Annotated in this window: 2 protein-coding genes; both read left to right on the top strand. The window is 76.0% G+C overall.

The window, feature by feature from the left end; translation table 11 throughout:
* The first annotated feature begins 19 nt into the window (after positions 1-19).
* A complete protein-coding gene (locus tag ABZ573_RS28565; RefSeq protein WP_358122138.1) occupies positions 20-5,218 on the top strand; it encodes a type I polyketide synthase in 5,199 nt (1,732 codons plus the stop codon).
* Positions 5,219-5,222: 4 nt separating this feature from the next.
* Positions 5,223-15,587, top strand: a complete 10,365-nt coding sequence (locus tag ABZ573_RS28560) for a type I polyketide synthase (protein WP_358122136.1) — start codon at positions 5,223-5,225, stop codon at positions 15,585-15,587.
* The last annotated feature ends 11 nt before the right edge of the window (positions 15,588-15,598 follow it).

Raw genomic sequence — 15,598 nt, 5'->3', positions numbered from 1 at the left:
CGCCCTTGGAGTGACGTCGATGCCCGACAACGAGGAAAAGCTGCTCGACTACCTCAGGCGGACGACAGCGGAGCTGCGCGAGACGCGGCGGAAGCTGCGTGACGCGGAGGAGGCCGCGCACGAGCCCATCGCGATCGTCGGCATGGCGTGCCGGTATCCGGGGGGCGTGCGTACGCCGGAGGACCTGTGGGACCTGGTCGCCGCCGGACGCGACGGGATCGGCGGCTTCCCCACGGACCGGGGCTGGAACGTGGGGGAGCTGTACGACCCGACCCCAGGCACGCCGGGCCGGTCGTACACCCGCGAGGGTGGCTTCCTGCCCGACGCCGCGGACTTCGACGCCGAGTTCTTCGGGATCAGCCCGCGCGAGGCGTTGACCACGGACCCGCAGCAGCGGCTGCTGTTGGAGACCTCGTGGGAGGCGTTGGAGAACGCGGGCATCGACCCGGTGGGGCTGCGGGGCAGTGCCACCGGCGTGTTCGCCGGGATGATGTACCACGACTACACGGGCAACAGCTCCACGGGCTCGATCGCCTCGGGCCGGGTGGCGTACACGTTCGGGCTGGAGGGGCCGGCGGTCACCGTCGACACCGCCTGCTCGTCGTCGCTGGTAGCCCTGCACCTCGCCGGGCAGGCGCTGCGCAACGGCGAGTGCACGCTGGCGCTGGCCGGCGGCGTGACGGTGATGGCGACCCCGGAGACGTTCATCGAGTTCTCCCGGCAGCGCGGGCTGTCGCCGGACGGCCGCTGCAAGTCCTTCGCCGCCGCCGCCGACGGGACCGGCTGGTCCGAGGGCGTCGGCGTGCTCGTGCTGGAGCGGCTGTCGGACGCGCGGCGCAACGGCCACCGGGTGCTGGCGGTCGTTCGCGGCACGGCCGTCAACTCCGACGGGGCCTCGAACGGCCTGACCGCCCCGAACGGGCCGGCGCAGCAGCGGGTGATCCGGGCCGCGCTGGCCAACGCGCGGCTGTCGGCGAGCCAGGTCGACGTGGTCGAGGCGCACGGCACGGGCACCGTCCTGGGCGACCCGATCGAGGCGCAGGCGATCCTGGCCACGTACGGGCGGGACCGGGACCGGCCGCTCTGGCTGGGCTCGATCAAGTCGAACATCGGTCACACCCAGGCCGCGGCCGGCGTCGCCGGGCTGATCAAGATGGTGGGCGCGCTGCGGCACGGGCTGCTGCCGCGCACCCTGCACGTCGACGAGCCGTCCCCGAAGGTCGACTGGTCGGCGGGGGCGGTGTCGCTGCTGACCGAGCCGGTGGCGTGGCCCGCCGGCGACCGCCCGCGTCGTGCCGCCGTGTCGTCGTTCGGCATCAGCGGCACCAACGCGCACGTGGTGCTGGAGGAGCCCGAGCCGGCGGAGGCCCCCGAGCCGGTCGCCGCGGCCGAACCGCCGGTGATCCCCTGGGTCCTCTCCGGACGGACGCCGGAGGCGGTACGGGCGCAGGCCGCGCGCCTGGCCGGCGCGGTGGCGGGCCGCGATCCCGAGGACGCCGGGTTCGCCCTGGCCGTCGGGTTCACGCTGGCCGTCGGGCGCACCGCGTTCGAGCACCGCGCCGCGGTGGTGGGCCGCGACCTCGCGGAGCTGGTACGCGCGCTGGAGGCCGGCGTGCAGCCGACCCCCGCCGGCACGGGCGGGCGGCTCGCCTTCCTGTTCACCGGGCAGGGGGCGCAGCGGCCGGGCATGGGCGCCGAACTCGCCGCCGCGTACCCCGTCTTCGCCACCGCCTTCGACGAAGCCTGCGCCGCCCTCGACAAGCACCTCGACCGGCCCCTACGCGAGGTCATCGACACCGACGAGCTGCACCAGACCGGCTACACCCAGCCCGCCCTGTTCGCCTTCGAGGTCGCCCTGCACCGACTCCTCGAATCCTGGGGCGTCCACCCCCACGCCGTCGCCGGACACTCCATCGGCGAACTCGCCGCCGCCCACATCGCCGGCATCCTCGACCTCACCGACGCCGCCACCCTCGTCGCCGCCCGCGCCCGCCTCATGCAGGCCCTCCCCGCCGGCGGCGCCATGATCGCCGTCGAGGCCACCGAGGAACAGGTCACCCCCCACCTCACCGGCACCGTCGGCATCGCCGCCGTCAACACCGGCACCAACGTCGTCATCTCCGGCGACGAGGCCGCCACCCGCGCCGCCGCCGAGGCACTCGCCGCCCAGGGCCACCGCACGAAGCGCCTCACCGTCTCGCACGCCTTCCACTCCCACCTGATGGACCCCATGCTCGACGACTACCGGGCCGTCGCCGCGTCCGTCACTCACCACGAACCCCGCATCCCCCTCGTCTCCACCGTCGACGGCCAACCACTGCGGCCCACCGCCGACCACTGGGTCGACCAGGTCCGCCAGGCCGTCCGCTTCCACGACGCCGTCACCACCCTCACCACCACCCACCACGTCGACACCTTCCTCGAGATCGGCCCCGACACCGTCCTCGCCACGGCCGCCGCCACCGGCGACGCCACCGCCATCGCCACCACCCGCCGAGGGCAACCCGAGACGCACACGCTCACCAGGGCCGTCGCCGCGCTCCACACCCGCGGCGTCCCGGTCGACTGGCCCACGTTCTTCGCCGGCGCCCGGACCACGGAGCTGCCGACGTACCCCTTCGAACGCCAGCGGTACTGGGCGGAGAACGCCGCCGCGACCGGGGCGGCGAGCCGGCTCGGGCTCGCCGACACCGAGCATCCCCTGCTCGGCGCGGCCGTCGCGCTGCCCGACTTCGACGGCGTCGTCTACACCGGCCGGCTGTCGACCGGCACCCACCCGTGGCTCGCCGACCACGTCGTCGCGGGCGTCGTGCTCGTTCCCGGTGCGGCGCTCGTCGAACTCGCGGTGCACGCCGCGGACGCGGTCGGCTGCCCGGTGCTGGAGGAGCTGACCACGGTGGCCCCGCTGGTCCTGCCCACCGACGGCGCGGTGCAACTGCGGTTGCGCGTCGGCGAGCCGGACGGGGAGGGCCGCCGCACCGTCGAGATCCACTCGCGCGGCGAGCACACCGAGAGCTGGACGGCGCACGCCACCGGACTCGTCGCCGCGGAAGCGGTCACCGCGCCCGACACCGTGACCGAGTGGCCCCCCGCCGACGCCCGGCCGGTCGACCTGACCGACGCCTACGACCGGCTCGCCGACTCCGGCTACGAGTACGGGCGGGCGTTCCGTGGCGTCACGGCGGTCTGGGAACGCGGCGACGAACTGTTCGCCGAGGTCACCCTCCCCGAGGCGGACGAGCGGTTCGCGCTGCACCCCGCCCTGCTGGACGCCGCGCTGCACGCCCCGCTGCTGGCCGACCCCGCCGGCACGGGCAACACCGTGCTCCCGTTCTCGTGGCAGCAGGTCGTGCTGCACGCCACGAACGCCACCGCCCTGCGGGTCCGCATCGCCCCCGTCGACTCCGGCTGGGCGATCACCGCGACCGACGGCACCGGCGCCCCCGTGGTGTCGGTGGGCAGGCTGGAGACCCGGCCGGTCGGCGCGCTCGACGCCCGCCCGACCCACCACGACTCGCTGTACGAGCTGACCTGGACCCCCGTGCCGGCAGCCCCAAGGCAGGACGGGGACGTACGGCTGCTCGACACGACCACGTTCCCGTCCGGCCCCGCCCCGGCGGACACCCCGGCCGGCGTCCGCGCCGCGCTGCACCGCGTCCTCGACGAGCTCACGTCCTGGCTGGCCGAACCCGCCGGCTCCCGCATCGTCGTGCGTACCCGCGGCGCGGTGGCCCTGCCCGGCGAGGACGTCACCGACCTCGCGGGCGCCGCCGTCTGGGGGTTCGTCCGCTCGGTCCAGGCCGAGCACCCCGACCGCGTCGTCCTGGTCGACGGCGACGTGCTGCTGGCCGACGACGAGCCGCAGCTCGTGGTCCGCGACGGCGTCCCGTACGCCGCCCGGCTGGCCCGGGCGGCCACCGCCGACCCCGTCGCCACGGACCTCGGCGCCGGGACGGTGCTGGTCTCCGGCGCGTCCGGCGCGTTGGGCGCGGTGGTGGCCCGGCACGTGGTGGCGGTGCACGGGGTGCGCGACCTGCTGCTGGTGTCCCGCCGTGGCGCGGCCGCGCCGGGCGCCGAGGAGCTGGCGGCGGAGCTGACCGCGTCGGGCGCGTCGGTGCGCTGGGCGGCCTGCGACGTGGCCGACCGGGACGCGGTGGCGAAGCTGGTCGCCGGCTGCGACCTGTCGGCGGTCGTGCACGTCGCCGGCGTGGTGGACGACGGTCTGCTGGCGTCGTTGTCGCCGGAGCGCCTCGACCGGGTGCTGGCGCCGAAGGTGGACGCGGCGTGGCACCTGCACGAGGTGACGGCCGGGACGCCCCTGTCGGCGTTCGTGGTGTTCTCGTCGGCGGCGGGCGTGTTCGGCAACGTGGGCCAGGCGGCGTACTCCGCCGCGAACGCGTTCCTCGACGCGCTTGTCGTGCGACGCCGGGCGGCCGGCCTGACCGGGCAGTCCCTGGCGTGGGGCATGTGGGACGGGGGGATGGCGGGCGAGCTGACCGGCGCGGAGCGGCAGCGGCTGGCCCAGGCGGGCGTACGCGCCCTGCCGGTCGACGAGGGCCTGCGCCTCTTCGACGCCGCGCTCACCTGCGCCGCGCCGGTCCTCGTACCCATCGGGCTCGACCTCGGTGTGGTCGACGGTCCGCTCTACCGCGGCCTGGTCCGCCCCCGGACCCGGCGGGCGGCCTCCACCGGCGACGGCCTCGCCGCGCGCCTGGCCGGCCGGTCCGGACCGGAGTGCGCGGACCTGCTGCTGGACCTGGTCCGCACGAACGTCGCGACGGTGCTCGGGCACCGCGACCCCGACGCCGTCGACCCCGGTCGCGCCTTCACCGAGCTGGGCTTCGACTCGCTCGCCGCGCTGGAACTGCGCAACCAGCTCAACGCCGCGACCGGCCTGCGGTTGCCCGCCACCCTGACCTTCGACCGGCCCAACACCCGCGCGGTCGCGGAGCTGCTGTACGAGCGGCTCGTCCCCGACACCGGCAGCGACGGCGGGCTGCCGGAGGACGAGGTCCGCCGCATCCTGCTCGCCATCCCCCTCAGCCGGCTCCGGGACGCCGGCCTGATGGACAGCCTGCTCGAACTGGGCGGCGTCCGGGTCGCCGCCGCCGAGCCGGACGCCGCACCCAGCGGATCCATCGACGACATGGACGCCGACGCACTGATCAGCATGGCGCTCGCCGACCTCGGTGAAGCGACGACGGAAGCGGGGAGCTGACCACATGGCCAACTCGGAGGAGAAGCTCGTCACCGCGCTGCGGGCCTCGCTCAAGGAGAACGAGTGGCTGCGGGAGCAGAACCGCAAGCTCAACTCGACGCTGCGCGAGCCGATCGCCATCGTCGGCATGGCCTGCCGCTACCCGGGTGGGGTGCGGAACCCCGACGACCTGTGGGACCTCGTCGCCGCCGGCGGGGACGGCATCACCGGCTTCCCCACCGACCGCGGCTGGAACGTCGCGGAACTCTACGACCCCACGCCCGGCACGCCGGGGCGGTCGTACACCCGCGAGGGCGGCTTCCTGCACGACGCGGCCCAGTTCGACCCGGAGTTCTTCGGGATCAGCCCGCGCGAGGCGTTGACGATGGACCCGCAGCAGCGGCTGCTGCTGGAGACCTCGTGGGAGGCCCTCGAGAACGCCGGCATCGACCCGACCGGGCTGCGCGGCAGCGACACGGGCGTCTTCGCCGGGATGATGTACCACGACTACGCGGAGAACAACGCCACCGGCGCGATCGCCTCCGGCCGGGTGGCGTACACCTTCGGGCTGGAGGGGCCCGCCGTCACCGTCGACACCGCGTGCTCGTCGTCGCTGGTGGCCCTGCACCTGGCCGTGCAGGCCCTGCGCAACGGCGAGTGCTCGCTCGCGCTCGCCGGCGGGGTCACCGTGATGGCGACCCCGGAGACCTACGTCGCGTTCTCCAAGCAGCGCGGGCTGTCGCCGGACGGCCGGTGCAAGTCCTTCGCCGCCGCCGCCGACGGCACCGGCTTCGCCGAGGGCGTCGGCATGCTGATCGTGGAGCGGCTCTCCGACGCCCGGCGCAACGGGCACCAGGTGCTCGGCGTCGTCCGCGGGACGGCGGTCAACCAGGACGGCGCCTCCAACGGCCTGACCGCCCCGAACGGGCCGGCGCAGCAGCGGGTCATCCAGGCGGCGCTGGCCAACGCGCGGCTGTCGGCCAACCAGATCGACGTGGTCGAGGCGCACGGCACCGGCACCACCCTCGGCGACCCGATCGAGGCCCAGGCCATCCTCGCCACCTACGGCCAGGACCGGGACCGGCCGCTGTGGCTCGGCTCGGTCAAGTCCAACATCGGTCACACCCAGGCCGCCGCCGGCGTCGGCGGCATCATCAAGATGGTGCTCGCCATGCGGCACCGGCTGCTGCCGAAGACGCTGCACGTGGACGCCCCCAGCGACCAGGTCGACTGGACCGAGGGCTCGGTCGACCTGCTGACCGAGGCCGTCGCCTGGCCCCGGGGCGCGGAGCCGGCCCGCGCCGGCGTCTCGTCGTTCGGCGTGAGCGGCACCAACGCCCACGTGATCATCGAGGAGCCGCCCGCGCCGGAGGCCGCGCAGCCCACCGTGGCGGCGACCGGGCCGGTGCCCTGGGTGGTGTCCGGCCGTACGCCTGAGGCCCGGTGCGAGCAGGCGGCCCGGCTGGCAGCCCACCTCGACCTGCACCCCGCCGCCCCGGCCGACGTCGCCGCCGCCCTGGCGACCCGCGCCCGGTTCGAGCACCGGGCGGTCGTGGTCGGCGCGGACCCCGCCGAGCTGCGGGCCGGCCTGGCCGCCGTCGCGGCGGACGAACCCGGGCCGACCGTCGCCACCGGCGCCGTGCTGGGCGACGAGCCCCGCGTCGTCTTCATGTTCCCCGGCCAGGGCTCGCAGTGGGCGGGCATGGCCGTCGAGCTGATGGACACCGCCGAGGTGTTCGCGGACCGGATGGACGAGTGCGCGCGGGCCGTCGACGCGTTCACCGACTGGTCGCTGCTGGACGTCGTCCGGGGCGTGCCCGGCGCGCCGTCGCTCGACCGGGTGGACGTGGTGCAGCCCGTGCTGTTCGCCGTGATGGTGTCGCTCGCGGCGCTGTGGCGCTCGTACGGCGTGCGGCCCGCCGCCGTGGTGGGGCACTCGCAGGGCGAGATCGCCGCCGCCGTCGTCGCCGGCGCGCTCACCCTCGACGACGGCGCCCGGGTGGTCGCGCTGCGCAGCCGGGCGATCGCCGCCGGGCTGGCCGGTCGCGGCGGCATGGCCTCGGTGGCGGCGCCCCGGGCGGACGTGGAGGCGCTGCTCGCCCGGTGGGGCGAGCGGATCTCCGTCGCGGCGGTCAACGGTCCCGCCGCCACCGTCGTCTCCGGCGAGCCCGACGCCCTCGCCGAGCTGCTGGCCGCGTGCGAGGCCGACGGCGTGCGGATGCGGATGATCCCCGTGGACTACGCCTCGCACTCCGCGCAGGTCGAGGCCATCCGGGACGAGCTGCTGCACGTCCTCGCCGAGGTGCGGCCGCGAAGCGCCGACGTGCCGCTGTACTCCACGCTCACCGGCGAGGTCGTCGACACCGCGACCCTCGACGCCGACTACTGGTACGCGAACCTGCGCGGCACGGTCCGGTTCGAGGACGCCATCGACCGCCTGCTCGCCGACGGGCACGACGTCCTCGTGGAGATCAGCCCCCACCCCGTGCTCGGCATGGGGGTACGCGAGATCCTGGACCGCGCCGACGCCCCGGCCGCGCTCGTCGGCTCGCTGCGGCGCGACGAGGGCGGCCTGTCGCGCTTCCTGCTCTCCCTGGCCGAGGCGTACGTGCGCGGGGTCGCCGTCGACTGGTCCCCGCACACCCGCGGCGCCCCGGCCCCGCTGCCGACGTACGCGTTCCAGCACCAGCGGTACTGGCAGCTCGCGGCGGCGTCCGCCGTGGACGCCCGCGGCCTCGGCATCGACGTCGTCGGCCACCCGCTGCTCGGCGCCGCGCTCACCGTCCCGGAACGGGACCTCGTCGTGCTCGCCGGCCGGATCAGCCTGGAGACGCACCCGTGGCTGGCCGACCACGCCGTCCTGGACACCGTCCTGCTGCCCGGCACGGCGCTTGTCGAACTGGCCGTCCGCGCCGGCGACGAGGTCGGCTGCCCGGCCGTCGAGGAACTCGTCATCACCGCCCCGCTCGTCGTGCCGGCACACGGCGGGGTGGCCCTGCGGCTCACCGTCGAGGCACCGGACGAGCACGGCCGCCGCGCGCTCGGCGTCTACGGGCAGACCGACACCGAGGCGAGGATCGGCATGTGGACCCGGCACGCCACCGGTGTCCTCGCCGCCGCCGCGACAGCGGGGGAGCACCTCACCGAGTGGCCGCCCGCCGACGCGCTGGCCGTCGACCTCGGCGACCTGTACGACCGGCTCGCCGGGCTCGGCCTGCGGTACGGCCCGGTGTTCCAGGGCCTGCGGGCCGCGTGGCGGCGCGGCGACGAGACGTACGCCGAGGTGGCCCTGCCGCAGGGCGTCGACGTCGACGGGTTCGGCCTGCACCCGGCGCTGTTCGACGTCGCCCTGCACGCGCTCGCCGCGGACGTCGGGGACGGGGCGGCGAAGCTGCCGTTCTCGTGGAACGGCGTGACGCTGCACGGGGCCGGCGCGACGAGCCTGCGCGTCCGGCTCACCAGGACGGGGGCGGACAGCGCGGCCCTGCTCCTCGCGGACCACACGGGCGCCCCGGTCGCCTCCGTGGCGGCGCTCACCGTACGCACGGTGGCCCCGCAGGCGCTCAAGGGACGCAGCGGCTTCGTCGAGTCGCTGTTCCGGCTGGAGCACGTGCCGCTGCCCGCCGGCCGGGGCGAGCGCGGCACGTGGCAGACGCTGGGCGACACGGCGGTCTTCGGCGCGCCGCCGGTGGCGCTGGCCGACGTGGCCGCCGACACGCTCTTCCTGCCGTGCTTCTCCGACGCGCCCGGCATCGCCGCGGTGCCCGACCTCACGGCGTACGCGCTGAGCACGATCCAGCAGTGGCTCGCCGATCCCCGCCAGGCCGAGACCAGGCTCGTCGTGGTGACCCGCCCGGACGACCTCGCCGGCGCGGCGGTGCACGGCCTGGTCCGCTCCGCGCAGGCGGAGAACCCGGAGCGGATCGTCCTGCTGGAGGCCGACGACACCGCCGACGAACTGGTGGCGGCGGCGCTGGCGACGGGCGAGCCGGTGCTCACCGTCCGCGACGGCGTGGTGCGCGCGCCCCGCCTGGCCCGGGTGCCCGAGCAGGACGTCGCCGGGCCGGCGGTGTTCGGCCCGGACAGCCGGGTGCTCGTCACCGGCGGCACCGGCACCCTGGGCGGGCTGGTCGCCCGCCACCTGGTCACCGGGCACGGCGTACGCGACCTCGTGCTGACCAGCCGCCGCGGCCTCGCCGCCGCCGGCGCGGAGGAACTGCGCGACGAACTCGCCGAGCTGGGCGCGACCGTGACGGTGCTGGCGTGCGACGTCGCCGACCGCGACCAGGTCGCGGCGCTGCTGGCGGACCACCCGGTCACCGGCGTCGTGCACACGGCGGGCGTGATGGGCGACGCCACCATCGCCACGCTCACCCCCGACCAGCTGGCCGCGGTGCTGCGACCCAAGGTGGACGCGGCCTGGCACCTGCACGAGCTGGCCGGGGACGTCACCGCCTTCGTGCTGTTCTCCTCGGCCGCCGGCATCTTCGGCAGCCCCGGCCAGGGCGCGTACGCCGCCGCGAACGCGCTGCTCGACGCGCTCGCGGCGCGGCGCCGGGCCGCGGGACTGCCCGCCCACTCGCTCGCCTGGGGGCTGTGGGCCGAGCGCAGCGAGATGACCGCCGACGTGGGCGGCGCGCAGCTGGGCCGGATGGCGCGCAGCGGCATGAGCGAGCTGTCCAGCAAGGACGGCCTGGCCCTGTTCGACGCCGCTGTCCGGTCGGCCGACGCGCTGCTCGCGCCGGTGCCGGTGGACCTCGCCGCGTTCGGCCGCGACGACCGGGAACCGCCGGAGCTGCTGCGCGGCCTGGTCCGCGCCCCGGCCCGCCGGGCGGTGGGCGGCTCCTCCCTCGCCCAGCGGCTGGCCGAGGTGCCCGGCGAGCGCTGGGCCGAGGTCGTGCTGGAGGTGGTGCTCACCCGGGTCGCGTCCGTCCTCGGCTACGCCCGGGCGGACAAGCTGCCGGCCGGACGCCCCTTCAAGGAACTGGGCTTCGACTCGCTCACCGCGCTCGACCTGCGCAACCAGCTCGGCGTGGCGACCGGGCTGCGGCTGCCGGCGACCCTGGTGTTCGACTACCCGACGCCGGAGGCGCTGGCCGGCTACCTGGTGTCGCAGTTGGCCGGCGGGCGGACCGCGACGGCGGACGTCGTCGTGACCCGGCCCGACCACGAGCCGGTCGCGATCGTCGGCATGGCCTGCCGCTTCCCCGGCGACGTGCGTACGCCCGAGGACCTGTGGCGGCTGCTGGTCGGCGGCGGCGACGCGATCGGGCCGTTCCCCGGCAACCGGGGATGGAACCTCGACGCGCTATTCGACCCCGACCCGGACACGTCGGGCACCAGCTACGTCGACCAGGGCGGCTTCCTCCACGACGCGGCCCACTTCGACCCCGGCTTCTTCGGCATCTCCCCGCGCGAGGCGCTGGCGATGGACCCGCAGCAGCGGCTGTTGCTGGAGACCTCGTGGGAGGCGCTGGAGCGGGCGGGCATCGACCCGACCAGGCTGCGCGGCAGCCGGACCGGGGTGTACGCGGGCGTCATGTACAACGACTACGGCACCGTGCTGAGCGCCTCCGCCGAGTCGGTCGACGGGTTCCTCTCCACCGGCAACTCCGGCGGCGTCATCTCCGGCCGGATCTCGTACACGCTCGGGCTGGAGGGCCCGACGATGACCGTCGACACCGCCTGCTCGTCGTCGCTGGTCGCCCTGCACCTCGCCATCTCCGCGCTGCGCAACGGGGAGTGCTCCCTCGCGCTCGCCGGTGGCGTGTCGGTGATGTCGACGCCGGGCACCTTCCTGGAGTTCTCCCGGCAGCGCAACCTCGCCCCCGACGGGCGGTGCAAGTCGTTCGCGGGCGCGGCCGACGGCACGTCGCTCTCCGAGGGCGTCGGCGTGCTGGTGGTCGAGCGGCTTTCCGACGCCCGGCGCCACGGGCACCCCGTACTGGCCGTGGTGCGCGGCTCGGCCGTCAACTCCGACGGCGCCTCCAACGGGCTCACCGCACCCAACGGGCCGTCGCAGCAGCGGGTGATCCGGGCCGCCCTGGCCGACGCGCGGCTGTCGCCGTCCGAGGTCGACGTGGTCGAGGCGCACGGCACCGGCACCACCCTGGGCGACCCGATCGAGGCGCAGGCCGTCCTCGCCACGTACGGCCAGGACCGGGCCACGCCCGTGCTGCTCGGTTCGGTCAAGTCGAACCTCGGGCACACGCAGGCCGCCGCCGGGGTCGCCGGCATCATGAAGATGGTGCTGGCGCTGCGGCACGGCGTGCTCCCGCAGACCCTGCACGTGGACGAGCCCTCGCCGCACGTGGACTGGTCCGCCGGCGCGGTACGCGTCGCCTCGGAGTCCGTCCCGCTCACCGCCGCCGACCGCCCGCTGCGGGCCGCCGTGTCGTCCTTCGGCATCAGCGGCACCAACGCCCATGTCGTACTGGAGCAGGCCGACCCGGCGCCGCCGGCCGACGAGCCGGCCGTGCCGTTCACGCCGTGGCTGCTCTCGGCGCGGACCGAGGAGGGGCTGCGGGAGCAGATCCCGCGGCTGCGCGCCCACGTCGCCGCCGACCCGACGCTGCGCCCGGTCGACGTCGCGTACACCCTCGCCACCGGGCGGGCCGGGTTCGCGCACCGCGCGGTGCTGCTCGGCGACGAGGTGGTGACCGGCACGGCCGACGGCGGGAAGCTCGCCATGGTCTTCACCGGTCAGGGGTCGCAGCGGGTCGGCATGACGGCGGAGCTGATGGGCTTCCCCGCGTTCGCGGCGGCGTTCGACGAGGTGTGCGGGGAACTGGACCGGCACCTGGAGCGGCCGTTGCGGGAGGTGTTGGGCTCCGAGGAGGTGCATCAGACGGGGTGGGCGCAGCCGGCGTTGTTCGCGGTGGAGGTGGCGCTGTTCCGGTTGTTCGAGTCGTGGGGGGTGCGGCCGGACTTCGTGGCGGGGCACTCGATCGGTGAGTTGGCGGCGGCGCACGTGGCGGGGGTCTGGTCGCTGGCCGACGCCGCGAAGGTCGTCGCGGCGCGGGGCCGGCTGATGCAGGCGCTGCCGACCGGTGGCGCGATGGTGGCGGTACGTGCCACCGAGGACGAGGTCGTCCCGCTGCTCTCCGACGCCGTGGCGATCGCCGCCGTGAACGGGCCGGAGTCGGTGGTGCTCTCCGGCGACGAGACCGCCACCCTGGCCGTGGCCGAGAAGCTGTCGGGGAAGGGCCGCAGGGCGCGGCGGCTGACCGTGTCGCACGCGTTCCACTCGCCGCTGATGGACCCCATGCTCGACGAGTACCGCGCGGTGGTGGCCCAGGTGGACTGCCGGGAGCCGGCCGTCGCGCTGGTCTCGACCGTCACGGGCGAGCCCACCACGCTGGACGCCGAGCACTGGGTGCGGCAGGTGCGCGAACCGGTCCGGTACGCCGACGCGGTCGCCACGCTGGCCGCGTCCGGGGCCACCACCTTCCTGGAGATCGGCCCCGACGCGGTGCTGACCGCGCTCGGGCGCAACGTGGCCGACGGCGAGTGGATCCCGGCGTGCCGCAAGGGCCGCGCCGAGCCCGAGACCGTGGCCACCGCGCTCGCCCGGCTCGCGGTGCGCGGCACGCCCGTCGACTGGCCCTCGGTGGTGCCGGGGCGGACCGTCGAACTGCCCACGTCCGCGTTCCAGCACCAGCCGTACTGGCCCCGGCCGGGGGCCGGCACCGGCGACGCGAGCGGGCTGGGCCAGACGCGGGCGAACCACCCGCTGCTGGGCGCGGCGGTCGAGCTGCCGGACGGCGGCGCGGTCTTCACCGGCCGCCTCGCGCTGACCACCCACCCGTGGCTGGCCGACCACGCGGTGGCGGACCTGGTGCTGCTGCCCGGTGCGGCGCTGGTCGAGCTGGCGGCCCACACCGGCCGCGAGGTCGGCTGCCCGCGCGTCGAGGAGCTGACGTTGGAGGCGCCGCTCGTACTGCCGGACTCCGGCGGCGTCCAGGTGCGGGTGACGGTGGGCGAACCGGCGTCGGACGGCGGCCGGGAGGTGGGCGTCCACTCGCGGACCGAGGACGGGGACGGGTGGACCACCCACGCGGTGGGCCGGCTGACCCCGGCCGGGGCCGCCGGCGCCGACCTGCGCGCCTGGCCGCCGGACGCGGAGCCGGTCGACGTCTCCACGGCCTACGACGACCTGTTCGCGCGCGGCCTGCGCTACGGCCCGGTCTTCCAAGGCCTGACCGCGGCGTGGCGGCGCGGCGACGAGGTGTTCGCGGAGCTCACCCTGCCCGAGCAGGCCCACGACGACGCCGGCCGCTTCGGCCTGCACCCGGCGCTGCTGGACGCCGTCCTGCACGCGGTGGCGTCGACCGGCGACGGCGACCCGGTGCTGCCGTTCTCGTGGCGCGGATTCACCGTGCACGCGGCGGGCGCCGACCGGCTGCGGGCCCGGATCGTGCCGGGCGACGGCACGGCGGCCATCACCCTGGCCGACGCGACCGGCGCCCCGGTGGCCTCCGTCGAGGCGCTGGCGGTACGCCCGGTGTCGCCCGAACAGCTGGCGGCGCTGCGCCGCGACCGGCACGAGTCGCTGCTGCGCCTGGACTGGACGCCGCTGACCGGGACGCCCCGGCCGCGCACCCTCGCGGTGCTCGGGGAGCGGATCGACGGCCTCGACGCGACCGCGTACCCGGACCTGGCGGCCCTCGCCGCCGCCGTCGACGCCGGCGCCGCGGTGCCCGAGGTCGTGGTGGCGCGGTGTGCCGTCGACCGGGGGCCGACGGAGGACGCGCGGGCCCGCGCGGCCACCCACCAGATCCTCGCCCTGGCGCAGAAGTGGCTCGCCGACGAGCGGTTCGCCGCCGCCCGCCTCGCCGTCCTGACCGGTGGCGCGGTGGCCACCCGGCCCGAGGACGACGTCACCGACCTCGCCGGGGCGGCGGCCTGGGGCCTGGTCCGCTCCGCCCAGTCCGAACACGGCGACCGGTTCGTCCTGGTCGACGTCGACGACGACCGGGCCGCCGGGACCGGTCTGTCGGCCGCGCTCGGCTCCGACGAGCCGCAGCTCGCCGTCCGCGGCGCCGACGTCCTGGTGCCCCGCCTGGCGCGGGCCGGCGCCACCGACGAGACCGCCGCGACCGCGTTCGAGGGGACCGTCCTGGTCACCGGCGCCACCGGCGCGCTCGGCCGGCTCGTCGCCCGGCACCTGGTCACCCGGCACGGCGTACGCGAGCTGTTGCTGGTCAGCCGCAGCGGCCCCGCCGCCGAGGGCGCGGCCGAGCTGCGCGACGAACTCGTCGCACTGGGGGCCGAAGTCACCGTCGCCGCGTGCGACGTCGCCGACCGGGCCGCCCTCGCCGGGCTGCTGGCGGCGCACCCGGTGCGCGGGGTGGTGCACACGGCCGGCGTCGTCGACGACGCCGTCATCACCTCGCTCACCCCTGAGCGGGTCGACCGGGTGCTGCGGCCCAAGGTCGACGCCGCGACGAACCTGCACGAGCTGACCGGGGACCTGACCGCGTTCGTGCTGTTCTCGTCGGCCTCCGGGGTGCTCGGCGGCCCCGGCCAGGGCAACTACGCCGCCGGCAACGCCTACCTGGACGCGCTCGCCCAGCACCGGCGGGCGAACGGCCTGCCGGCCGTGTCGCTGGCCTGGGGCCGCTGGGAGCAGGCGGGCATGGCGGAGCAGCTGACCGAGGCCGACCTGCGGCGCATGTCGCGCTCCGGCGTCGGCGCGCTCCCCGTCGAGGAGGCGCTGGAGCTCTTCGACGCGGCGCTGCACACCGGGGGCATGGTGGCGCCCATCAAGCTCGACCACCGGGCCCTGCGGGAACGCGCCGTCGCGGGCATGGTGCCACCGGTGCTGAGCGGGCTGGTCCGGGTGCCCGCCAGGCGGACGGCCGACGCCGACGCGGGAGCGGCCGACGCGCTGCGGCAGCGGCTCGCCGGCCGGGACGCCGAGGAGGCCGAGGCGATCCTGCTCGACCTGGTGCGTACCCAGGTGGCAGGGGTGCTGGCCTACCCGGACCCCGGCGCGGTCGCCGCCGACCGGCCGTTCAACGAGCTCGGCTTCGACTCGCTCACCGCGGTCGAGCTGCGCAACCGGGTGAACGCGGCGACCGGGCTGCGACTGCCCGCGACGCTGGTGTTCGACCACCCCACGTCGAAGGCCCTCGCCGCGTACCTGCGGGCCGAACTCTCCGGCGAGGCGGGCGACACCAACGCGGTGCTGGCCGCGTTCGCCGAACTCGACCGCCTCGAGGCGGTCCTGTCGGACGTCGACGAGCAGTCCCGCACCCGGCTGACGCTGCGGCTGCGCGACGTGCTCTCGAAGCTGGGCGGCGAGCCGGCGTCCACCGGCAACGACATCGATTCCGCGACCGACGACGAGGTCTTCGCTCTCATCGACAGCGAGCTGGGGATCTCATGACAGTGCGAGGA

It is taken from the genome of Micromonospora sp. NPDC007220, from assembly GCF_040634035.1.
Lineage (GTDB): Bacteria > Actinomycetota > Actinomycetes > Mycobacteriales > Micromonosporaceae > Micromonospora > Micromonospora reichwaldensis.
Note: the sequence above shows the minus strand (reverse complement) of the source record. Positions and strands in the feature narration are given on the sequence as shown.